Annotated in this window: 16 protein-coding genes; 6 read left to right on the top strand and 10 right to left on the bottom strand. The window is 57.2% G+C overall.

Annotated features, from left to right (window positions below; genetic code table 11):
* Window positions 1–100 precede the first annotated feature (100 nt).
* Window positions 101–1,534 (bottom strand): serine endoprotease DegP, encoded by a 1,434-nt coding sequence (gene degP / locus O1724_RS04345; protein WP_003856219.1) that lies wholly within the window; start codon window positions 1,532–1,534, stop codon window positions 101–103.
* Window positions 1,535–1,666: 132 nt separating this feature from the next.
* The gene (gene dgt / locus O1724_RS04340; RefSeq protein ID WP_126297010.1) at window positions 1,667–3,181 is read right to left on the bottom strand and encodes a dGTPase; all 1,515 of its coding nucleotides are present in this window, start codon (window positions 3,179–3,181) and stop codon (window positions 1,667–1,669) included.
* Window positions 3,182–3,263: 82 nt separating this feature from the next.
* Between dgt and mtnN the strand changes: the two genes are divergently transcribed.
* The 3 genes from mtnN to O1724_RS04325 are packed head-to-tail and all read left to right on the top strand — an operon-like array spanning window position 3,264 to window position 5,411.
* Window positions 3,264–3,962 carry a 5'-methylthioadenosine/S-adenosylhomocysteine nucleosidase gene (gene mtnN, locus O1724_RS04335; protein ID WP_003856223.1) on the top strand — a complete coding sequence of 233 codons (699 nt, stop codon included), beginning with the start codon at window positions 3,264–3,266 and terminating at the stop codon, window positions 3,960–3,962.
* Window positions 3,955–4,764 (top strand): vitamin B12 ABC transporter substrate-binding protein BtuF, encoded by an 810-nt coding sequence (gene btuF, locus O1724_RS04330; RefSeq protein WP_032608538.1) that lies wholly within the window; start codon window positions 3,955–3,957, stop codon window positions 4,762–4,764. The genes mtnN and btuF overlap by 8 nt, the downstream gene beginning before the upstream one ends.
* Window positions 4,765–4,787: 23 nt before the next feature.
* On the top strand, window positions 4,788–5,411 hold the full coding sequence (locus O1724_RS04325; RefSeq protein WP_003856227.1) for a TRIC cation channel family protein: 624 nt from the start codon (window positions 4,788–4,790) through the stop codon (window positions 5,409–5,411).
* Between the two features lie 58 nt (window positions 5,412–5,469).
* Here O1724_RS04325 and erpA read toward each other — a convergent pair whose 3' ends face one another.
* Window positions 5,470–5,814: an iron-sulfur cluster insertion protein ErpA gene (gene erpA / locus O1724_RS04320; protein ID WP_063855427.1), complete on the bottom strand. Its 345-nt coding sequence runs from the start codon at window positions 5,812–5,814 to the stop codon at window positions 5,470–5,472.
* A gap of 85 nt (window positions 5,815–5,899) precedes the next feature.
* Window positions 5,900–7,300 carry a H(+)/Cl(-) exchange transporter ClcA gene (gene clcA / locus O1724_RS04315; RefSeq protein WP_045346803.1) on the bottom strand — a complete coding sequence of 467 codons (1,401 nt, stop codon included), beginning with the start codon at window positions 7,298–7,300 and terminating at the stop codon, window positions 5,900–5,902.
* A gap of 177 nt (window positions 7,301–7,477) precedes the next feature.
* Between clcA and hemL the strand changes: the two genes are divergently transcribed.
* Window positions 7,478–8,758 (top strand): glutamate-1-semialdehyde 2,1-aminomutase, encoded by a 1,281-nt coding sequence (gene hemL, locus O1724_RS04310; protein ID WP_003856235.1) that lies wholly within the window; start codon window positions 7,478–7,480, stop codon window positions 8,756–8,758.
* Between the two features lie 93 nt (window positions 8,759–8,851).
* On the opposite strand, the gene fhuB is transcribed toward hemL, so the two are convergent.
* The 6 genes from fhuB to hrpB form a co-directional block, all read right to left on the bottom strand.
* The gene (fhuB, locus tag O1724_RS04305; protein ID WP_059356701.1) at window positions 8,852–10,834 is read right to left on the bottom strand and encodes a Fe(3+)-hydroxamate ABC transporter permease FhuB; all 1,983 of its coding nucleotides are present in this window, start codon (window positions 10,832–10,834) and stop codon (window positions 8,852–8,854) included.
* Window positions 10,831–11,721, bottom strand: a complete 891-nt coding sequence (gene fhuD / locus O1724_RS04300; RefSeq protein WP_003856240.1) for a Fe(3+)-hydroxamate ABC transporter substrate-binding protein FhuD — start codon at window positions 11,719–11,721, stop codon at window positions 10,831–10,833. Before fhuD ends, fhuB begins: the two co-directional genes overlap by 4 nt.
* On the bottom strand, window positions 11,721–12,518 hold the full coding sequence (gene fhuC / locus O1724_RS04295) for a Fe3+-hydroxamate ABC transporter ATP-binding protein FhuC (RefSeq protein ID WP_003856242.1): 798 nt from the start codon (window positions 12,516–12,518) through the stop codon (window positions 11,721–11,723). The genes fhuD and fhuC overlap by 1 nt, the downstream gene beginning before the upstream one ends.
* A 50-nt stretch (window positions 12,519–12,568) precedes the next feature.
* Window positions 12,569–14,818 (bottom strand): ferrichrome porin FhuA, encoded by a 2,250-nt coding sequence (gene fhuA, locus O1724_RS04290; RefSeq protein ID WP_063944548.1) that lies wholly within the window; start codon window positions 14,816–14,818, stop codon window positions 12,569–12,571.
* 237 nt (window positions 14,819–15,055) lie between these two features.
* Window positions 15,056–17,581 carry a bifunctional glycosyl transferase/transpeptidase gene (gene mrcB / locus O1724_RS04285; RefSeq protein ID WP_126297011.1) on the bottom strand — a complete coding sequence of 842 codons (2,526 nt, stop codon included), beginning with the start codon at window positions 17,579–17,581 and terminating at the stop codon, window positions 15,056–15,058.
* A 144-nt stretch (window positions 17,582–17,725) separates the two neighbouring features.
* Window positions 17,726–20,155, bottom strand: coding sequence for an ATP-dependent helicase HrpB (gene hrpB / locus O1724_RS04280; protein WP_479983919.1), 2,430 nt, complete (start codon window positions 20,153–20,155; stop codon window positions 17,726–17,728).
* Between the two features lie 73 nt (window positions 20,156–20,228).
* On the opposite strand from hrpB, the gene thpR reads away from it, so the two are divergent.
* Both thpR and sfsA read left to right on the top strand, forming a co-directional pair.
* A complete protein-coding gene (thpR, locus tag O1724_RS04275; protein ID WP_048241380.1) occupies window positions 20,229–20,783 on the top strand; it encodes an RNA 2',3'-cyclic phosphodiesterase in 555 nt (184 codons plus the stop codon).
* Window positions 20,773–21,477, top strand: coding sequence for a DNA/RNA nuclease SfsA (gene sfsA / locus O1724_RS04270; protein ID WP_126297013.1), 705 nt, complete (start codon window positions 20,773–20,775; stop codon window positions 21,475–21,477). Before thpR ends, sfsA begins: the two co-directional genes overlap by 11 nt.
* The last annotated feature ends 101 nt before the right edge of the window (window positions 21,478–21,578 follow it).

The raw sequence follows: 21,578 nt of genomic DNA, 5'->3' as shown, positions 1-21,578 counted from the left end.
GGCTGCATTGTGCAGATGCCCAAAGGCAGAGAGAGATGTATGGAGTTGTGGGAAAGGTCACAGAAACGAGAAAGCCCCTGCGAACAGGGGCTTAAGATGATTACTGCATCAGGAGATAAATAGAAGTATCACCACGCTGAATATTCAGTGCCAGCACGGACGGCTTGCTGTCGAGAATTTTGCGCAGTTCAGCGATGTTTTTCACCGGCTGTTGGTTAGCGCCCATGATCACATCACCTTTTTTCAGGCCGATACGGGCAGCAGGTGAGTTTGCTTTCACGTTGTTCACCACCACGCCTTTATCTGCCCCTTTGTTGCTCATCTCAGCACCTTCAATACCGCTGAAGATGGTGCTGGAATCCACCTGATTCTGACTGCTCTGTTGCAGTTCCAGGCTCACGTTAACCGGCTTACCTTCACGCAGCAGGCCGAGGGTCACTTTACTGCCGATTGGCATAGAACCCACTTCCGCACGCAGGGCGGCAAAGCTGCTGATCGGTTTACCGTTCAGCGAAGTGATCACGTCACCCGCTTTAATGCCAGCTTTCGCCGCCGAGGAGTTCGGCATGACCTGGCTTACGAATGCGCCGCGCTGAGCGTCTACTTTCATTGCTTTCGCCAGCTCGGAGTTCAGCTCGGTACCCATGATACCCAGCTCACCGCGTTTCACCTGTCCATATTGCACCATCTGCGCAGTCAGGTTTTTCACCATGTTGCTCGGGATAGCAAAGCCGATACCGATGTTGCCACCGTCCGGTGCCAGGATAGCGGTGTTGATACCGATCAGTTCACCATTCAGGTTAACCAGCGCACCGCCGGAGTTACCGCGGTTGATCGCTGCATCCGTCTGGATGAAGTTTTCATAGTTTTCGGCATTCAGGCCGCTACGTCCCAGCGCCGAGACGATACCCGAGGTCACGGTTTCGCCCAGACCAAACGGGTTACCGATGGCGACGGTGTAGTCACCCACGCGCAGCGCGTCAGAGTCGGCAAGCTTAATCGCCGTCAGGTTCTTCGGATCCTGGATTTGAATCAGCGCGATATCGGAACGCGGGTCTTTACCGACCACTTTGGCATCGAATTTACGGCCATCGCTCATCTGCACCTTAATGGTGTTAGCATTATCTACCACGTGGTTATTGGTCACCACGTAGCCTTTGGCTGCATCAATAATCACGCCCGAGCCGAGTGCCATGAATTTCTGCTGCTGGCCGCCGCCCATGCCGTCATCCCCTGCACCGCCGCCCTGACAGAACGGGGAGCTCTGGAATGGCGAACCGTCCTGGCAGAACGGCGAATTGTCGCCGAAGAACTGCTGGAAATTACGCGGCATACGCGGCGTATTGACGGTTGTGCTGCCCTCAACGTTAATACTCACCACCGATGGCATCACTTTTTCGAGCATCGGGGCCAGGCTTGGCATCTGCTGCGCAGTCGCTGCCGAGGAAGCTGTCTCGGCCGCCGTCGCCAGAGGGGACAGCGCTAAACCTAAACTCAGAGCCAGTGCACTCATTGCTAATGTGGTTTTTTTCATGTTTCTCAATCTCGATTTACCAGATAACGCAAAATTGCTGTGTAACTCAGATTCGTTTTATACCGCTTAGTTCCGGGATTAAGTTTATGGAAAAAGTAAAAATTTATTGGTCGTCTTTACAAAACTCATGGCTTATTCAACGGCCATAAGCTTGCGGTATTCATCCCAGGCATACAAATCTGTCATCCCGCTGATATAGTCCTGGATAAGACGACAGCGATAATAATATTCCATGACTGGCCATTGGGAAGAATGACGATCTATTTTACTGACGGCCTCAATGTATGCCAGCCGGTGACGGGTTGAAAGCTTCTGATAGAGACGAGATTCAATCGGCAGGCGGCGAACACGTTCATTTTCGACCAGCTCGCAAAACTCATCGACCGTCAGCTGGAGCAGCGGGCCATAAATCTCCAGCAACCCGCTGATAACCCGGTATCCTTGCAGCTCCAGCTGCTCGACATCCGGGTGGCTGAAAACATGGCGGACAGCCACGTTTTTATATAATTCAAGAAGCTGGCTAAAACTGCTCTCATCTTCCAGCAGGGCGTGATTAAATTCCCCGCTAAATATCATCGGCAAATTATCAATGAAACGGGCGGCTGCATACGGCACCAGTTTATTCAGCGTGTTTACTCGCAAATACATAAAGAACTGATCTTCGGTACTGCGGCTCAGCGAATTTGAACGCGATTTATCCCAGGCATTCTCGACGACCTGCGCAAACAGAGAACCTTTTTCATGCTCTCCCCAGGCATCATGAAGATGCTGATACAGCTCCTCGACGCTGAATATTCTTTTTTCCACCGCGTCTTCCAGATCGGCCACGCAATAAGAAATGTCATCAGCCGCTTCCATAATCCATGTCAATGGAAAACGGCCATTGGGGGTCAGAGACAGTTCTTTACGCAACCGCGCGATATATGCTTCTTCCGATAAGTAATAGCCCGGTTTTTTCATCAGGTAGCTATGCGTGGCGGGCGTTTCTCCGGTCCACCACGCGGGACGCGTGTATTTAAGAATACAGCCCACCTGGGCCCAGGTCAGATTCATCCGCATCAGGGAGTGCACCAAACGGATCCCCTGCGCGTTACCTTCGAAATGACACAGATCCTGGCGCACCTTACGGCGCAGATCGTTCAGGCTATCTTCACCTTCACTCAGGCGTAAATCGCGTACCACACAGCGGTCATCGCTGAGCGGCTGGCTTATGGCATCAGAGGGAAAAAGCCGCTGTTTAAACCAGTCATTGATGGCGGCCTCGCCGAAATGACCAAAGGGAGGATTGCCGATATCGTGCATCAGGCAGGCCATCTCAACGATGCTTTCGAACGGGCCGGTGAGTTCATCCAGTCCGTAGGTTTCCAGCAGACGTTGCTCTTTAAGGCGGCTGAGGATCTCTTTCGCAATGTAGCGCCCCACCTGCTGCACTTCCATGGAGTGCGTTAACCGCGTACGCACCGCGGCGTTACGCTCCAGCGGGAACACCTGGGTTTTTTGCTGTAACCGGCGGATGGCGGGCGAATTGATGATGCGTCCGCGATCGCTTTCAAAAATGCGCAGGATCTCATGTTCGCTCTTATCGCCCTGTGGCGAACGGAAACGTCGGTGCCAGTTAATTTTGGTGCGAAAATCGATTGGTGCCATGTGCTCCCCCGCGTGAGAATGCGTTTCCCCTTAACCGCATGATAGACTATGCATCTTAACAAGGCACATCGCGAGTAAATCTATGAAAATCGGCATTATTGGTGCAATGGAAGAAGAAGTTACGCTGCTGCGTGACAAAATTGAGAACCGTCAGACCCTCTCCCTCGGTGGCTGTGAGATCTACACCGGCCAGCTGAACGGTGTTGACGTGGCTCTGCTGAAATCAGGCATCGGTAAAGTTGCAGCGGCACTGGGCGCGACCCTGCTGCTTGAGCGCTGCAAGCCTGACGTTATCATTAATACAGGTTCTGCGGGCGGTCTGGCGCCGACGCTGAAAGTGGGCGATATCGTGGTTTCCGACGAAGCGCGTTACCACGATGCAGACGTCACCGCATTCGGCTACGAATATGGTCAGCTTCCGGGCTGCCCGGCCGGGTTTAAAGCGGATGATAAGCTGATTGCCGCCGCTGAAAGCTGCATCAACGAGCTGAACCTCAATGCGGTGCGTGGCCTGATCGTCAGCGGCGATGCCTTTATCAACGGCTCTGTTGGTCTGGCGAAAATCCGTCATAACTTCCCGCAGGCTGTGGCCGTTGAGATGGAAGCCACGGCCATTGCGCACGTGTGCCATAACTTCAGCGTGCCGTTCGTGGTCGTTCGCGCGATCTCTGACGTAGCGGACCAGCAGTCCCACATCAGCTTCGACGAGTTCCTGGCCGTTGCGGCCAAGCAGTCCACCGTGATGGTGGAAACCCTGGTGCAGAAACTGGCGCGTGGGTAAGGTGTCATTCAGGGCGCTGGTCGCCCTGCTTCTGTTCGCTCCGGCCTGGCTCATCGCCGCGCCGCGGGTGATCACACTCTCCCCTGCCAATACGGAACTGGCTTTTGCCGCCGGGATCACGCCCGTTGCGGTGAGCAGCTTTTCCGATTATCCACCGCAGGCCGCCCAAATCGAACAGGTTGCCACCTGGCAGGGAATGAATCTGGAACGCATCGTTGCGCTAAAGCCCGATCTGGTACTCGCCTGGCGCGGCGGTAATGCCGAACGGCAGGTAAACCAGCTCTCTTCGCTGGGAATAACGGTTAAATGGGTGGACGCGGTGAGCATCGAACAGGTGGCGCAAACCCTCCGTGACCTCGCGCCCTTCAGCCCTACCCCCCAACGCGCCGGACAGGCTGCACAGCAGATGCTCAACGACTATGCCGCGCTAAAAGCCCGATACGGCACGCAACCGAAACAACGCGTTTTTCTGCAATTTGGCAGCCAGCCGCTGTTCACTACCGGGAAAGGTTCGATCCAGAACCAGGTGCTTGAAACCTGTGGAGGTGAAAATATCTTTGCCGAAAGCCGGGTCCCCTGGCCCCAGGTCAGTCGTGAGCAGGTTCTGGCGCGACAACCGCAGGCCATTGTGGTGGTCGGAAATGCGAGCGAGATTCCTAAAATAGAACAATTCTGGCATCGGCAGCTTAAAATTCCGGTCATCGCACTCAACAGCGACTGGTTTGAACGCGCCAGCCCGCGTATTATCCTCGCCGCAAAACAACTCTGCGCCGAACTGGCAGAGAGTCACTCAAACAGATAAATACCCCCTTCGAGGATTTAACGATGCTCGTGTATTGGCTGGATATTCTTGGCACAGCCGTTTTTGCTATCTCCGGCGTTTTGCTTGCCGGAAAACTACGCATGGATCCTTTTGGCGTACTGGTACTCGGCGTCGTTACGGCGGTGGGAGGCGGAACGATCCGCGATATGGCGTTGGCAAATGGCCCGGTATTTTGGGTAAAAGATCCCACGGATCTGGTGGTGGCGATGGTCACCTGCCTGTTAACCATCGTGCTGGTTCGTCAGCCTCGCAGACTGCCAAAATGGATATTGCCGGTGCTGGATGCCGTCGGTCTGGCGGTCTTTGTGGGAATAGGCGTGAACAAAGCCTTTATTGCCGGGACTGGCCCGCTGGTGGCGATCTGTATGGGCGTGTTAACCGGCGTGGGCGGAGGGATTATTCGCGACATACTGGCGCGAGAAGTCCCGATGATCCTGCGAACGGAAATCTACGCGACGGCCTGTATCATCGGGGGGATTGTTCACGCCACGGCGTATTACACCTTTGCTGTCCCGCTGGAGAATGCGGCGATGCTGGGGATGGTGGTCACGCTGGTGATCCGTTTAGCGGCGATACGCTGGCACCTGAAGCTGCCGACCTTTGCGCTGGATGAAAATTCAAGATAGGTGTCGTTTATAAGCCCGGTAGCGCTTCGCTTACCGGGCCTACAATCTGCGTCCAGGCTTAAATACTGAACGAAGAACCACACCCGCAGGTGCTGGTCGCATTCGGGTTAGTCACCACAAAGCGCGAACCTTCCAGACCTTCAGTGTAGTCCACTGAACCGCCCACCAGATATTGCAGGCTCATCGGGTCAACCACCAGCGCGACGCCCTGTTTCTCGATAGTCATATCACCATCGTTAACCTGGTCGTCAAAGGTAAAACCATACTGGAAGCCACTACAGCCGCCGCCGGTAATATAAACACGCAGTTTCAGATCCGGATTGTCCTCGTCGGCAATCAGGGTTTTCACTTTTTTCGCTGCTGCTTCGGTAAATTCCAGCGGCAACGCTACGTTATCACTCATCTTATGCTCCCATGAATACTGCGACTGCTATTGGGCAAAAATCACCCAATTCTTTTTGTCATTATCTAATACCCTGGTAATTCATTCAAGTATTCTGCTTCAGGGCCTGTTCAGCTTCCTGTTTCGCCAGGGTACGGGCAAGAATGGTGGAGTATAGCGGTTTTCCACCCAGGAATTGGGCTAATAGTGTCGCGCCGAGACAGGTAATGATCATTGGCAAAATGAGCTGGTAATTGTCGGTCATTTCCAGCACCAGTACGATCCCGGTAAGCGGCGCGCGCAGGGAGGCCGCCAGCAGCGCCCCCATTCCCGCCACCGCAAACGTCCCCGCATCCAGATGATAGGCCGGGAAGCCAACCGCTGCCGCCATGCCAAACGCCGTGCCCAGCAGCGTTCCCAGCGCCAGCATCGGGGCAAAAATGCCGCCCGGCGCGCCGGAGGAGAAGCACAGCACGGTCGTGATAACCCGCGAGATAAACATAAACAACAGCAGCCCCACGCTGAAATTCCCCGCCGCGGCAATGGGAATCAGCCCGAAACCGCCGCCCGCCGCGTTCGGTTCGATAAAGCCGAGTATCCCGCACACGCCGCCAAGCAGGCCCCCCACCAGCACCCATTTCGTGGTATTTCCGCCATGGATGCGCTGAAACATATCCTGAGCCCGTAAAATCAGGGTGTTAAAAAGCGGGCCAACGACGCCAAAAATCATCCCAAGAACCAGATACAGCCACAAAGTATTGACCGGCGCATTGGTCAGCTTGCCAACTTCAATCACCGCCCCTTCGCCATTAAAGACGCGAAAGACAATGCTCGACATAATCACGCCGGTAAACACCGCTTTAATGGAGATCAGGTTGTAGCGGAACTGGGCGCGCATCTCTTCAATGATAAACAGGATACCCGCCAGCGGCGCGTTAAACGCCGCAGACAGCCCCGCCGCCGCCCCCGTCGCCAGCAACGTATGCCGTGCTTCGGCGCTGCGCATACGGAACAGATCGCCGACCATGCGCCCGACGTTACCGCCCAGCTGTACCGTTGGCCCTTCCCGACCGAGCACCATGCCCGCCCCGAGCGTTCCCATCCCGCCGATAAATTTCACAGGAAGTACCCGCCACCAGCGAACCGGGCGTAGCTCCTCCAGCGCCCCCTCAATTTCAGGGATCCCCGAGCCACCTGCTTCAGGTGCGAATTTACGCACCAGAAAATAGCCCACCATGGCAAACAGCGCCGACAGGCCAAAGGCCCACACCCAGACCAGCCATTCCCGATCGGCAAAGCTGGCGACGGTACCTATGCGCCAGTTGAGCACCGCATTGACCGCTTTCTCGAATGCGACCCCCACCAGCCCGGCCAGCGTACCGACCACGGCGGCTGCCAGCAGAATGGCTAACGGGGTTTTGTCACGGTTGAGCAACCGCCGGATACTGACCCGGTGCTTCGCGCGCGTAAACTGTTGTTGTTCAAAAGAAGGCGTGTTCTCGTTCATTACCTGTTCTGTTTCGTCATACAAAAGGCCGCAGGGATTCTACCAGAGACAATCCCCTCGTCCCCTGAAAAATACTTAACAATTGTTAAGCCTTCTGAGGGGCAAAAATTTTATAACCTCTTCCGAATCACTTAGAATAGTTGCCTTAACTTATTTCTACGAACCAGGAACGACGCCATGAGCAAGTCTGAAAACCTCTACAGCGCAGCCCGCGAGCTTATCCCAGGCGGCGTAAACTCACCCGTGCGCGCCTTTACCGGCGTGGGTGGCACCCCGCTGTTTATCGAACGTGCGGATGGCGCATATCTGTATGATGTGGATGGTAAAGCCTATGTCGATTACGTCGGCTCCTGGGGCCCGATGGTACTGGGGCACAACCACCCGGCGATCCGCAACGCGGTGATTGAAGCCGCTCAGCGCGGCCTGAGCTTCGGCGCGCCAACCGAGATGGAAGTCAAAATGGCGGAGCTGGTCACCGAGCTGGTGCCAACGATGGACATGGTGCGTATGGTGAACTCCGGTACCGAAGCGACCATGAGCGCTATTCGTCTGGCGCGCGGTTTTACCGGTCGTGACAAGATCATCAAGTTCGAAGGTTGTTATCACGGCCACGCCGACTGCCTGCTGGTAAAAGCCGGTTCCGGCGCGCTGACGCTCGGTCAGCCTAACTCTCCGGGCGTGCCGGCTGACTTCGCAAAACACACCCTCACCTGCACCTATAACGATCTGGACACCGTTCGCGCGGCGTTCGAGCAGTATCCGCAGGAGATCGCCTGCATTATCGTTGAGCCAGTTGCGGGCAACATGAACTGTATCCCACCGCAGCCGGATTTCCTGCCGGGCCTGCGCGCACTGTGCGATGAGTTCGGCGCGCTGCTGATCATCGACGAAGTGATGACCGGTTTCCGCGTCGCACTGGCGGGGGCGCAGTCATACTACGGCGTCGAGCCGGATCTGACCTGCCTCGGCAAGATCATTGGCGGCGGCATGCCTGTCGGCGCGTTTGGCGGCCGTAAGGACGTAATGGACGCGCTGGCGCCAACCGGTCCGGTTTACCAGGCGGGTACGCTCTCCGGTAACCCGATTGCGATGGCGGCGGGCTTTGCCTGTCTGACCGAAGTGGCGCAGCCGGGCATCCACCAAACCCTGACGGACCGGACGACGCAGCTGGCAAACGGTCTGCTGGAAGCCGCAGAAGACGCGGGTATTCCGCTGGTGGTAAACCACGTCGGCGGGATGTTCGGGATTTTCTTCACCGAGGCGAAAACCGTGACCTGCTATCAGGACGTGGTGAAATGCGACGTGGAACGCTTCAAACGCTTCTTCCACCTGATGCTGGAAGAAGGCGTGTATCTGGCCCCGTCAGCGTTTGAAGCGGGCTTTATGTCCGTGGCACACAGCGAAGAAGATATCAATAACACCATCGACGCAGCGCGTAAGGTGTTTGCGAAGCTGTAAAATGTGCGGCTTGATGCCCTCACCCCAGCCCTCTCCTACAGGGAGAGGGAGCAAACGCTAAAACGGCAATCTAAGGATTGCCGTTTACTTTTATTACCGACTCTGCTTTCTCAACAGATATATAAAGTACGGCGCGCCGATAAAGGTCGACAGCAGGCCCGCCGGGATCTGATACGGGAACAGCACCATCCTTCCGCACCAGTCAGCAAAGACCAGGATCGCCCCGCCCGTCAGCGCAGAGATCACGATATGTGGCAAAGTCCTGCGGAAGCCCATCATACGGGCGATATGCGGCGCCATTAATCCGACAAAACTGAGCGGGCCGATAGTCATGGTGGCCGTCGCCGTCAGGCACGCGGCCAGCAGCAACAGGGCGATGCGCGTTGGCGTTAGCGCCAGCCCAACCGCGCGCGCGGTGTCCCCGCCCAGCGGCAGAATGGTCATCCAGCGACGGCACAGCGGCACAATCGCCAGCAGCACGATCATCACAATCCCGGTATGCACCACCTGACTGCCGGTGGCGTTGTATGTTGAACCGGAAATCCAGGTCAGGATCTGCGCCATGCGCGGATCGCCGCTCGCCTGCAACATCATCAGCAGCATGGTAAACGCGGTGCTGAGCGCCATCCCGGCCAACAGCATGCGGTGAGGTGAGAAACCACCTCGCCCGGAGGCGATCAGGATAATCATCAGCGTGACTGCCGCACCGATACTCCCGGCAGGCATCAGCCAGCCGAATGCATTTCCCGGCACGAGGAACAACATCAACACTACGCCAAACGCGGCCCCGGAGCTGATCCCTAATACTTCCGGGCTTGCCATCGGGTTGCCGGTGAGACGCTGGATAATACAGCCCGCCACCGCCAGCATGACGCCCGCAATCAGCGCGGAGAAGATCCGCGGCCAGCGCCACTGCATGAGTTCATGCAACAAATCCCCCGTCGCCCAGTGCCAGCCCGTGGCGTCGCGTCCCAGCGAGAGTGCGGCAAACGAGGCGATAACCAGCACTGCCAGTCCGGCAAGGCTGAACCACACCACCGACTGACGCTCAGCATGTACTTTATCGCCGGCATCCATTGCCGGGGCGCTAATGCTGCGCAGGCGCGGCAAGAGCCACAGCAGCAGCGGCGCACCGATCAGGGCCGTCACCGAGCCCGTGGAAACTTCCATCCAGACGCGCGTCAGCCAGAGAATGAGCTGATCGGAAAGCCAGAGGATCAGCGCACCAATCAGCGGCGCCAGCATCAGGCGCGCCAGCAGACGGCGTGCGCCGAGCATTTTTGCCAGCAGCGGCGCAAACAGGCCGATAAAGCCGATGATGCCGACGGCGTTAACCAGTAACGCGCTGAGCACAATCGCCAGGGTCAGGGCCGCCAGACGCGCCAGCGACAGCGCCAGCCCGAGATTGCGCGCCACGCCGTCGTCCAGGCCCATCAGCGTGAGCGGACGCAGCAGCAGCAGTGTCAGCACCACGCCGCCAAACAGCTGCGGCCACAGGCGCTGGACGATACTCCAGTCGGTCTGGGTGAGCGTGCCGGTACTCCACATAAACATGCTTTGCAACTGGTCGTGGTGAAACAGCACCAGCAGCTGGTTGATCGCCCCACAGTAGAGGCTGACGACCAGCCCCGCGAGGATCAGCGTGACCGGCGAGAGACGTTTTCCCCAGGCCACGCCAAAGACCAGCGCACCGACCACGCATGCGCCTGCCAGCGCGGCAAACTGCGAGGTTAACGCTCCCGGCAGGGTCCAGAGAGTGGTGATGGTGATCCCCAACTGAGCCCCCGTCGCCACGCCCAGCGTGGTCGGCTCCGCCAGCGGGTTACGTAGCACCTGCTGAAACAGTACGCCCACCAGTCCCAGTCCCGCCCCGACCAGCAGGGAGATAGCCAGACGCGGCAGCAGGCTGTAGTGGAACAGCATTTGCTGAATATTATCGATATCCGGTGCGGCAAACGCGGCTGCCCACTGATCGCGCGGCAACGCCGTGGTCAGGTTAAAGCCGGTTAACGCCAGGGCAGCCAGAAAAATGAGCGCTAACAGTAACATCGGGAAACGGGCCATACGCGTGCTCATGCCTTGCCTCCCAGTGCATTGTCCAGCACGCGGGCAAAATGCATGGCCGACAGCGTCGCGCCGTAGAACCATACCGCTGGCGCGCGCAGGAAGCGCTGCTCGCGGACGAACGGCATTGCCTGCCAGAGCGGGGTCGCCATCAGGGTTTGCATCTCGCGCTCATTGCCGTGGTCAAAGCACAGCACGTCCACATCACGAAACGCCGCCAGACGGTCAATCCCCACGGCGGTACTGCCCCAGAACGTCATCTCGCCTTCCCAGGCATTGCGAATGCCAAAGCTGTCGAGCACTTCCTGGAACAGACAGTTATTTCCAAAGACCAGCATATGGCGGGCATCCAGCAGGGTCACCATCAGCAAAGGCCGATCGCCACGGTGGGCAAAGCGCGGCTTAAGGGAATCAATCAGCGCATCAAATTCATCGAGGTGTTTTTTCGCCTGAGCCTCACGGTTGAGGAACTGCGCCATCTCGTGGATGGAATTTTTTGCCATGGTCAGCGGCTTTTTACCGTCGCTAAAGGAAAAGCCCCGTCCGGGCGCAATCTTCGCCATGGTCTCTTCCGACGGACCATACCCCGCAGACCAGAATAAATAAGACGGTTTCATCTGGGTGAGAAGCTCAAGGTTCGGCTCCGTACGCAGACCGATGTCGATGACGGAGTCCGGCAGTTTTGGCTCATTCACCCACAGGGTGTAGTTGGGAATATCGGCCACACCGTAAGGCGTCACGCCCAGCGCCATCATCAGTTCAACGGGCAACCACTCCAGCGCCACGATGCGGTGCGGATCGATAGCGGCAGCGCGGGCCGGGCCCATCTTTAACAGCAGCGGTGAGAGCGCCATGGCCGTCAGCAGGCGACGGCGGCTAATGAATGTTGAATCCAGCATCAGTAGACAAAGCTCACGGGTGCAGCCCCGGCCGGGTGAGGCAGGATGCCCATAGGAATACCGTAGATATGTTCCAGCGTTTCGCTACGCATCAGTTCGGCAGGCGTACCCTGAGCGATCATTTCACCGCCGCGCAGCGCTACCAGATAGTCGCAATAGCGTGCCGCCATGTTGATATCATGCAGAACGGCAATCACCGTCAGGCCGCGCTGCTGGCTTAAACGGTGCACCAGCGCCAGCACGTCCACCTGGTGGGCAATATCCAGCGCGGAGGTAGGTTCGTCGAGCAGCAGGCAGCGGCTGTCCTGGGCCACCAGCATCGCGATCCACGCGCGCTGACGTTCGCCACCGGACAGGCTATCCACCAGACGGTGCGCCAGCGGTTTTAACCCGACCAGCGCAATCGCCTCTTCCACTTTCTCTCTGTCAGCAACGCCAAAACGCCCGAGCGCACCGTGCCACGGATAACGTCCAATCGCCACCAGTTCGCGCACCGTCATCCCCTCCGCCTGCGGCAACTGCTGCGGCAGATAGGCCACCTTGCGGGCAAAGGCCTTACTGCTCCAGCTCGCCAGCGGCTGGTCATCCAGCAAAATGTCGCCCTCGGACGGTGGCTGATGACGGCCCAGCATCTTCAGCAGCGTCGATTTACCGGAACCATTGTGCCCGATTAAACCGGTCACTTTACCTGCGGGAAACGTCAAAGAGAGCGGATGCAGCAAGGTGCGCCCGGGTACGCGAAAGGAGAGATTATTGAGCGTGAAGGTGGAGTCGGATTGCGTTTTGTTATCCTGCATATCAGCCAACTTAAATAAAATGGGCACGGCGAACCGTGCCCATAAAGAGATTAGAAGCGGAAGGTCGCCGTGGCGACAACCTGGCGTTCAGCGCCCCAGAAGCAACCATAGGTGTTGAAGCAGCTGGCAACGTACTCACGATCGAACAGGTTGTTCACGTGAAGCGCGACGTTTGAACCCGCCATGCCCACGCGCGCCAGGTCATATCGGACTAACGCATCAACCAGGGTATAGCTGCCCACAGTAAACGAGTTCGCCGGATCGCCCTTGCTGGAACCCGTATAACGAACGCCGGTTCCCAACGTCAGGCCAGACAGCGGGCCATCAAACATCGTGTAGTCACCCCAGACAGAGGCCATGTGCTTTGGTACCTGGGCTGGCGTGTTGCCTTTGTAGTTGGTGTCGGTGGTGTATTCCGCATCGGTATAGGTATAAGAACCCACAACGTTAACGCTTGCAGAAAGCGCCGCTTTCGCTTCCAGCTCTACACCACGGGCACGGATCTCACCGCCTTCAACGGAGAAGAATGAGCCCGCAGGATCGGCCATCAGGTTGTTGGTTTTGGTCAACTGATACACTGCACCGGTGATCACGATCGGACGATCGTTCGGCACGTATTTCACGCCCGCTTCGTACTGCTTGCCTTTAGACGGAGAGAACAGTTTACCCTGAGCATCGGTCTGTGAAGACGGTTCAAAGGATTCGCTGTAGCTGAAGTAAGGGGTTACGCCGTTATCGAACAGATAGTTAACGCCGCCACGCCAGGTAAACTGAGTATCATCACGTTTGGAGGTAGTATTCAATACACGGTTGTATGACTCCTGATCGGCCCAGTCGTAACGGCCGCCCAGCGTCACCAGCACTTTATCCCACTGCGCCTGATCCTGAACATACAAACCGGTCTGTTTCTGGCGGTTGAGGATTTGATACGCGCCGGAGTTTGCCGGATCTTTTGAGCCAAAATCAAAATCGCTGTTTACCGGATTGTAGAGATCCAGCAGTGGTACAGAGTCGTCATAGCCAAACCAGGAGTTGATATCGTTGCGCATACGCATAAAGTCAACGCCGGTCAGCAGGGTGTGGTCAACCTGGCCGGTCGCAAATTTGCTCTGCAGCTGGGTATCCACGGTGAAGTTCTGCAGTTTTTCATTATCGACAACGTACTTACGGGCCAGATAATGACCTTTATCGGCAGGAGCTAACGCAGCACACTGTTTGCTGCCGCTGTTTGCCGGATCGGTACATACGCCGTAGCCGTAAACGCTGTTTTGCGAGGTTTTGTTCTCGGCAAAACGCAGGTTTTGCCGCACGGTAAAGGTGTCGTTAAATTCGTGGTCGAAGCTATACCCCACCATTTTCTGGTTACGGGAATAGGTATTGTTCCTCGCACCTTCGTTGAAGTCCGTCGACAGTCGGTCGCCGTTTGGCAGCGGATCAACCGTTCCCTCTTTTGGCAGCCAGCCGTAATAACCTGTTTCAGGCTCGTTCTGGAAGTAGGAGAGGAAGGTGAAAGTCGTTTTATCATCCGGACGCCAGGAGAATGATGGCGCGATGGCATAACGCTGCTCGCCTTTATCTTGCTGCTGCGCATTATTTGAACGCGCAACGCCCGTCAGTCGGTAAGAGTAATCGCCGTCATCGTCGATGGCATCGCTGAAGTCAAAGCCGGTCTGGAACAGACTGTCGGTGCCAGCTTTGAACTGGATCTCTTTTAGCGGCTCGGTTGTTGGACGCTTACTTACCATGTTCAGCAGGCCACCAGGGCTGCTTTTTCCGTACAGAACTGAAACCGGGCCGCGCATGATTTCAGCACGCTCCAGCATATAAGGGTCAATCACCGCGTCGTTATAGAAGTTGCCCTGCATCTTCATACCGTCGAGGTAGTTGTTCTGGCTCTGGCCATCGGCCGCGAAACCGCGAATAACCAGGTAGTCATAGGTATTTGAAGCACCACGGGTGCCTACCGCAACGCCCGGGGTATAGCTCAACGCTTCTTTAACGGAACGTGGCTGATGCAGTGCCATCTCTTCGGCAGTAACCACAGAAATAGACTGTGGAACCTTTTGAATTGGGGTGTCTGTTTTGGTTCCGGTCGCGGATTGACGCGCGGCGATAGTCGCAGCAGGACCCCAGGCACTTTCCTGTGCAGCCGGTGCGGCAGTCACGGTGATGGTTTCTTCTTTCTTGGGGGTTTCAGCGGCCTGTGCGTAAGCAGACATGCCGGCAACCGCTGTGGCTACGACGGCTGCGATTTTACGCAGCGACGTGTTAATTGGCTGAGCAGTATTGGAAAGCGCCATGATGGATCTCTGATGAAAAAGGTGAATGATAACGTAAACGAGAATTATTATTATGACCGCAGAATAATATGCGAAACGCTGACGGCATAGCAAGCGATATGCGGCCCTACAAGAATTAAGGGTTTAAGAAATAATCAACGGAAAATGGGTCGTTAATAAGGGTTGAAAATGGGGTTAAGGAAATGAGTTGCCGAGGTGAAAAAATACCCCCTTCCCGGGAAGGGGGTATCAGTAGGGTTAGTTCCCGCCGAACATATCCTTGATCCAGCCGGCGACGCCGTCACTGTCTTTCTTCTCTTCCTGCTGCTGCGGCTGTTGCTGCTGCGGCTGCTGAGGTTGAGAAGACTGATCGAACGGGTTACCTGTCGGTGCTTCTGGCTGGCTTTGCTGGCACAGCGCATCCGGGTTGGTCGTCCAGACCGGCAGCGTACGCACGCCACCGCCGCAAATGAAGTTACCCGAGCTGTCCACGCCCATATCGACGATATCTTCCGGAGCAACGAGGTTCAGCGGCACCGGAGACTGATTCGCGAGGTAGCGCTGGTAAATCGACATAGCACCGCTCGCGCCATACAGTTTGGTCGGCTGGTTGTTATCGCGCCCCACCCAGGTGATGACCACTTCACGACCATCAATACCGGCGAACCAGGTATCGACATTGTTGTTGGTGGTCCCGGTTTTACCCGCCAGATGCAGACCAGGATACTTCGCCCCCAGCTGACGACCGGTACCGCGCTGAACCACCTGCTGCATGGTCCACAGCGTCATATAGGCCGCCTGTGCCGGAACAGCGCGCTCCGCCTGCGGGAAGCTCTGATACAGCACGGAGCCATCTTCGGCAATCACCGAACGCAGAGCGGAGAGCGGCGCTCGGTTACCGCCGCTGGCGATGGTCTGGAACGCCTGCGCCACTTCGATTGGCGTCAGGTTAAGCGCCCCCAGGATCATCGCTGGCACAGGGTGCAGCTGATCTTTCGGTACGCCCAGCTTCTGCCAGGTGTCGGTGATGGCTGGCAGGCCCAGCGCCATCCCGAGGTTAACCGTTGGCACGTTCATCGAGCGGGTTAACGCATCCACCAGCATCACCTGACCGCTGAACTGTCTGTCATCGTTCTGCGGTGACCATACCTGGCCGTTAGGCTGGCGCAGGGAGATTGGCGCATCGGCAATCCAGGTGTTCAGTCGATAGAGGTTCGGCTGGCTCAGCGCGGTCAGATAAGTCGCCGGTTTTGCCAGTGAACCAATCGAACGACGCGCCTGCATTGCGCGGTTATAGCCCGCATACTGTGGCTCAGCACCGCCCACCATGGCACGAACTTCGCCGGTGTTACGGTCAACCACTACCATCGCGGTTTCCAGATCGCTCAGCTTACGCTGCTTTTTCAGCGCCGGAATACCTTCTACCGCCGCTTTTTCTGCCGCATCCTGCGCCACGGAATCAAAGGTGGTAAAGATCTTCACGCCTGAGAGATCTTTCACTTTATCTCCGAGCTTCGACTGCAACTCCTGACGCACCATCTGCATAAAGGCAGGCTGCGGAGAGATCACCCCACCGCGCGGCTGAACGCCCAGCGGACGTGCGCTCAGCATGTCGTACAGCTCCTGGTCAATCACCTGCTGTTGTTGCAGCAGACGCAGCACCAGGTTACGACGCTCCAGCGCCAGTTTCGGGTTACGCCACGGGTTGTAGATCGACGCGCCTTTCACCATGCCCACCAGCAGCGCCTGCTGGTCAAGGCTCAGCTCTTCTACCGGACGGCCAAAGTAGTACAGGCTCGCCAGCGGGAAGCCGCGGATCTCGTTATCGCCGCTCTGACCGAGGTACACCTCGTTCATGTACAGCTCAAGAATACGATCCTTGCTGTAGCGCGCATCCATCAGCACGGCCATGTACGCTTCGTTGGCTTTACGCCAGTAAGAGCGCTCGCTGGAGAGGAACAGGTTTTTCACCAGCTGCTGGGTCAGGGTACTCGCCCCCTGCACCGTACGCCCGGCGGTCAGGTTCGCCAGTACCGCACGACCAATGGAGTAAAGGCTGATACCGTCGTGCTCGTAGAAGTGGCGATCTTCGGTTGCCAGCAGGGTATCCACCAGCAAATCCGGGAAGCCGTTACGCGCCACGAACAGCCGCTGTTCGCCGTTTGCGGACGACAGCATGGTGATGAGACGCGGATCGAGACGGAAGAAACCGAACTGGCGATCGTTATCCATGTTCTCAATGGTTTCCAGACGATCGCCGTCAAAGGTCAGACGCGCGCGCACCTGCCCTTCTTTACTGTCCGGGAAGTCGAACGGACGGCGGATCATCTCAATACTCTTCGCCTGGACGGTAAATTCGCCTGGACGGGTCATTTTCGTGACCTGACGATACTGCGTGGCTTGCAGCAGCTTCACCATCTCGTTCTTGCTGATGGACATGTCCGGCTCAAGGTTCACCATGCGGCCGTATACTGCCGCAGGCAATTGCCAGACTTTCCCGTCAATACGGCTGCGGATCTTCTGATCCAGATAAACGCCGTAAATCGCGATCAGGACAACAAAAACAATGAACAGCTTCAGCAGCAGCCAGAACCAGCCGCGCTTACCACGAGGCTTACGCCCTTTGCCTTTCCCTTTACGCGGCATCGGTTCTTCATCCTCATAATCGTCTTCATAGTCATCGTCATACTCCTCATCTCTGAGGCGACGACGGCTTACCTTTTCTTTCGCCGGACGCGTCGGCTTTCCCTTACGTCCTATTGGCTCGCGGTCATTCCCCGCCATGCTTTTTCTCCGCAACATTCAGGCGCAAAGGCCAGATTTTCTTATCTTGCACAGGTCAGTGAAAGAAGAAATCTCTCAAAGTTTGTTTCTCCCTCTCCCTGTGGGAGAGGGCCGGGGTGAGGGCATCAGCCCGCACTTTCCCCATTACGAATATTTTTTCGTGCGCCGTGTCGGCGCGGTATTCGCCGGAGCGTCCGGCCAGACGTGTTTGGGATATCGCCCTTTCATCTCTTTCTGCACTTCACGATAGCTCCCCGCCCAGAACGCCCCCAAGTCGCGGGTAATCTGCAAGGGACGATGCGCAGGCGAAAGCAGCTCAAGCACTAACAGCACACGGCCTTCAGCAATGGACGGCGTGGTGGCTTCACCAAACATCTCCTGCATCCGAACCGCCAGCGCCGGCGGATTATCCTCATGATAACGAATGGCAATCCGGCTCCCGGTTGGCACAGTGTAATGCCCAGGCAGTTCACTATCCAGACGTTGACGTAACGACCAGTCCAGTAAATTCTGTAACGCTGCCTTAACATCAAGCGCCTTCAGGGCGCGCAGGGAGTGTACGCCGCTCATCTGCGGCAACAGCCACTGTTCAAGCGTCGCGAGCAGCGTCTCATCATCCACCGCTGGCCACCCCTGTTCCGGCAGCCACTTCGCGGCGCAGTGCAGACGTATACGATATTGTTCAGCCTCCGGCGTCCAGTTCAGTACGCTCAGCCCTTTTTCCCGAATGCCATTCAGCATCGCCTGGTGTAACTCTTCCTCCGACGGCTTCGCCAGCGGTTTCGTCCCGAGCGTCAGTTTGCCAATCTGGCTACGACGGAACGCCTTCAGCGTGCCCTGGGTATCATCCCATTCCACGATGTCAGATTGCTGAAGCAGCTGCGGGCAGGCACGCGTCAGGACGTCAATATCCACGGCAACCGCCTGTAAAATACGCGCGTCCGGGGAGTGGCTGCCCTGGAGTAAGAGCGGCGCGATCAGCCATTCATGACGCGTCAGGGCGTCATCGCTGTCCAGCATCGCGCCCATCCCATTTGCCAGCTGATAGCGACCATCCAGCCCGCGACGGCGCGCGATTCTGTCCGGGAAGGCCTGGGCCAGCAGAGGGATAACTTTATCGCTGTCAGGCGAACCGCCCCGGCAATTCAGGCGTTTACACAGCTGCTGCGCCCGCTGTTGCCAGTTTCCCTGATGGCGTGAAAAGGCCTGTCCCAGATCGCTGCCGCCACCGCGCGGCGGCTCCTCAAGAATAGCCGCCAGTTTTGCCGCCGTGGCAATTTCATCGTCGCCCTGTGCTGCCACCAGCATTGCCGCCAGACGTGGATCGTTGCCCAGCGCCGCCATTTTCTGGCCGCGCGCCGTCAGTCGCTCGCCTTCCAGCGCGCCAAGCTGGGTCAGCAGACTGCACGCGGCGGAAAGGTTGACGACAGGCGGAGGATTAAGCCAGGTGAGCTGGTCAGGGTCCGGACAGCCCCACTGCATCAGATCCATCACCAGTCCGGAGAGATCGCTTTGTAAAATCTCAGGCGTGCTCTGGAATGCCGCACGCTCCGCCTGCTCGGCGCTGGTTAAATGCAGGCAAATACCCGGCTCAAGACGCCCTGCTCGCCCTGCGCGCTGCACCATTGAGGCCTGGCTGATGCGCTGCGTCAGCAGCCTGGTCAGCCCGGTACGCGGATCAAAACTGGCCACCCTCTCCAGCGTACTGTCCACCACCAGGCGAATGCCTTCGATGGTCAAACTGGTTTCCGCGATATTCGTTGCCAGCACCACTTTGCGCTGCCCCGCCGGTGCGGGAAGGATCGCCTTGCGCTGGTCAGCCAACGGCAGCGCGCCGTAGAGCGGGCACAGCATAACGTCACTGTTCACCCGGGATGCCAGCTGCTCCTGTACGCGCTGGATTTCGCCTACGCCGGGTAAAAACAGCAGCAGCGAGCCGGGCTCCTGGCGGAGCAATTCGGCGGTGGCGATGGCAACCGCTTCGTCAAAACGCTGATGGGCAGGCAGCGGCTGATAGCGGCGCTCGACCGGGAACGCACGCCCTTCAGAGGAGATCATCGGCGCGTCAGGGAGCGTCTGCCGGAGCCGCTCGTTATCCAGCGTCGCCGACATAATCAGCAGCCGAAGGTCGTCGCGCAGCCCCTGCTGAACGTCGAGCAGCAGCGCAAGGGCCAGATCGGCCTGGAGGCTGCGCTCGTGAAATTCATCAAGGATCACCAGCCCGACGCCGGCCAGCTCCGGATCGTTTTGCAACATACGGGTAAGAATACCTTCGGTGACCACTTCCAGCCGCGTGGATGGTCCAACGCAGGTTTCGGCGCGCATCCGGTACCCTACCGTCTCACCCGGTTTTTCATTCAGCAGTTCCGCCAGGCGCTGCGCCACATTGCGCGCCGCCAGCCTGCGCGGCTCCAGCAGGATAATTTTCCCGCTGATGTTCCCATCGCGCAGAATTTGCAGGGGCAGCCAGGTGGATTTACCCGCTCCGGTGGGCGCGCTGAGCAAAACCTGTGGCGCATGTTCTAAGGCTGCGAGTAGCTCAGGAAGGACGACGGCGACGGGCAAAGAGGACACTTACGGCTCCAGAGGGTTAACATTAATCGGCGTACATTGTAGCATCGGCGCATATCATTACCGAGTCTTGCGCATGTCTGAGTCTAAACGGCTATTCTTCGCCATTGAATTACCCACCACGCTTCAACGGCAGATTGTTCGCTGGCGCGCCAGCCACTTCCCCGCGGAAGCGGGCCGCCCCGTCGTCGCCGCCAATATGCACCTGACGTTAGCCTTTCTTGGTGAAGTAAGCGCTGAAAAGCAGCGCGCGTTAAGCGCAATGGGCGGACGCATTTCGCAGCCGGGGTTTACGCTGCATCTTGACGATGCCGGGCAATGGCTGCGCTCTCGGGTGGTCTGGCTGGGGACGCGGCAGCCCCCTCGCGGACTGCTACAGCTCGCCAACATGCTGCGGGCGCAGGCCGCGCGCAGCGGCTGTTATCAGAGCCCGCAGCCGTTTCATCCCCACATTACCCTGCTGCGCGATGCGGGTCAGGCCGTTGCCATCCCGCCACCGGGCTTTCACTGGTCCTTTCAGGTGAATGAATTTGCGCTGTACGAATCTGCCTTTGTACAAGGACGCACCCGCTATACTCCGCTCCAGCGCTGGACGCTGGGCGACACGTTAAGGAATCCTGATGAAGTTTAGTCCTGCACTCCAGCCCGCCACGCTGATCCAGCGTTACAAACGCTTTCTCGCTGATGTGATCACCCCTGTGGGCGAAATGCTCACGCTGCACTGCCCTAACACCGGCGCCATGACCGGTTGCGCCACGCCGGGTGACACGGTCTGGTATTCCACATCAGAAAATACTAAACGCAAATATCCCCATACCTGGGAAATGACCGAGACGCAAAGCGGGGCATTTATTTGCGTTAATACCCTGCGCGCAAATCAGCTGGTTAAGGAAGCTCTGACAAATGGAATGCTTCCTGAACTGATAGGTTACGGCACGCAAAAAAGCGAAGTGAAATATGGCGATGAAGGCAGCAGAATTGATTTTATGTTACAGGCGGAAGACCGCCCTGAGTGCTATATTGAAGTGAAATCAGTGACGTTAGCGGAACAGGAAAACGGCTTCTTTCCGGATGCGGTAACGCTACGTGGCCAGAAGCATCTGCGAGAGCTAATGAGTGTAGCGGCGGCGGGCAAGCGCGCCGTGTTGCTGTTTGCGGTTCTGCATTCAGCCATTGAACGGTTTTCCCCGGCCCGTCATATTGATCCTAAATACGCGCAATTGTTGAATGAGGCACAAAAGCAGGGGGTAGAGATTTTCGCTTATAAAGCGGAACTTTCTGCCGATAATATGACTCTGAGATCCTCTCTTCCCATTGTCTTATAAGGGATTAGACGATTGACTAATAAGTGTTCTGGCCGCGTGCGCAAATACGCTTTTCCTCACAGGGTTGTCAAGTGTTACGTTTAGATAATTGCCATACGGAA

The sequence above is a fragment of the Enterobacter cloacae complex sp. HYC074_NIDB genome, assembly GCF_056673345.1.
Note: the sequence above shows the minus strand (reverse complement) of the source record. Positions and strands in the feature narration are given on the sequence as shown.

Bases quoted from the DNA above. Each gene is read 5' to 3' on its own strand.
- degP (WP_003856219.1), bottom strand. From the start codon at position 1,534: ATGAAAAAAACCACATTAGCAATGAGTGCACTGGCTCTGAGTTTAGGT.
- dgt (WP_126297010.1), bottom strand. From the start codon at position 3,181: ATGGCACCAATCGATTTTCGCACCAAAATTAACTGGCACCGACGTTTC.
- mtnN (WP_003856223.1), top strand. From the start codon at position 3,264: ATGAAAATCGGCATTATTGGTGCAATGGAAGAAGAAGTTACGCTGCTG.
- O1724_RS04325 (WP_003856227.1), top strand. From the start codon at position 4,788: ATGCTCGTGTATTGGCTGGATATTCTTGGCACAGCCGTTTTTGCTATC.
- erpA (WP_063855427.1), bottom strand. From the start codon at position 5,814: ATGAGTGATAACGTAGCGTTGCCGCTGGAATTTACCGAAGCAGCAGCG.
- clcA (WP_045346803.1), bottom strand. From the start codon at position 7,300: ATGAACGAGAACACGCCTTCTTTTGAACAACAACAGTTTACGCGCGCG.
- hemL (WP_003856235.1), top strand. From the start codon at position 7,478: ATGAGCAAGTCTGAAAACCTCTACAGCGCAGCCCGCGAGCTTATCCCA.
- fhuB (WP_059356701.1), bottom strand. From the start codon at position 10,834: ATGAGCACGCGTATGGCCCGTTTCCCGATGTTACTGTTAGCGCTCATT.
- fhuD (WP_003856240.1), bottom strand. From the start codon at position 11,721: ATGCTGGATTCAACATTCATTAGCCGCCGTCGCCTGCTGACGGCCATG.
- fhuC (WP_003856242.1), bottom strand. From the start codon at position 12,518: ATGCAGGATAACAAAACGCAATCCGACTCCACCTTCACGCTCAATAAT.
- fhuA (WP_063944548.1), bottom strand. From the start codon at position 14,818: ATGGCGCTTTCCAATACTGCTCAGCCAATTAACACGTCGCTGCGTAAA.
- mrcB (WP_126297011.1), bottom strand. From the start codon at position 17,581: ATGGCGGGGAATGACCGCGAGCCAATAGGACGTAAGGGAAAGCCGACG.
- thpR (WP_048241380.1), top strand. From the start codon at position 20,229: ATGTCTGAGTCTAAACGGCTATTCTTCGCCATTGAATTACCCACCACG.
- sfsA (WP_126297013.1), top strand. From the start codon at position 20,773: ATGAAGTTTAGTCCTGCACTCCAGCCCGCCACGCTGATCCAGCGTTAC.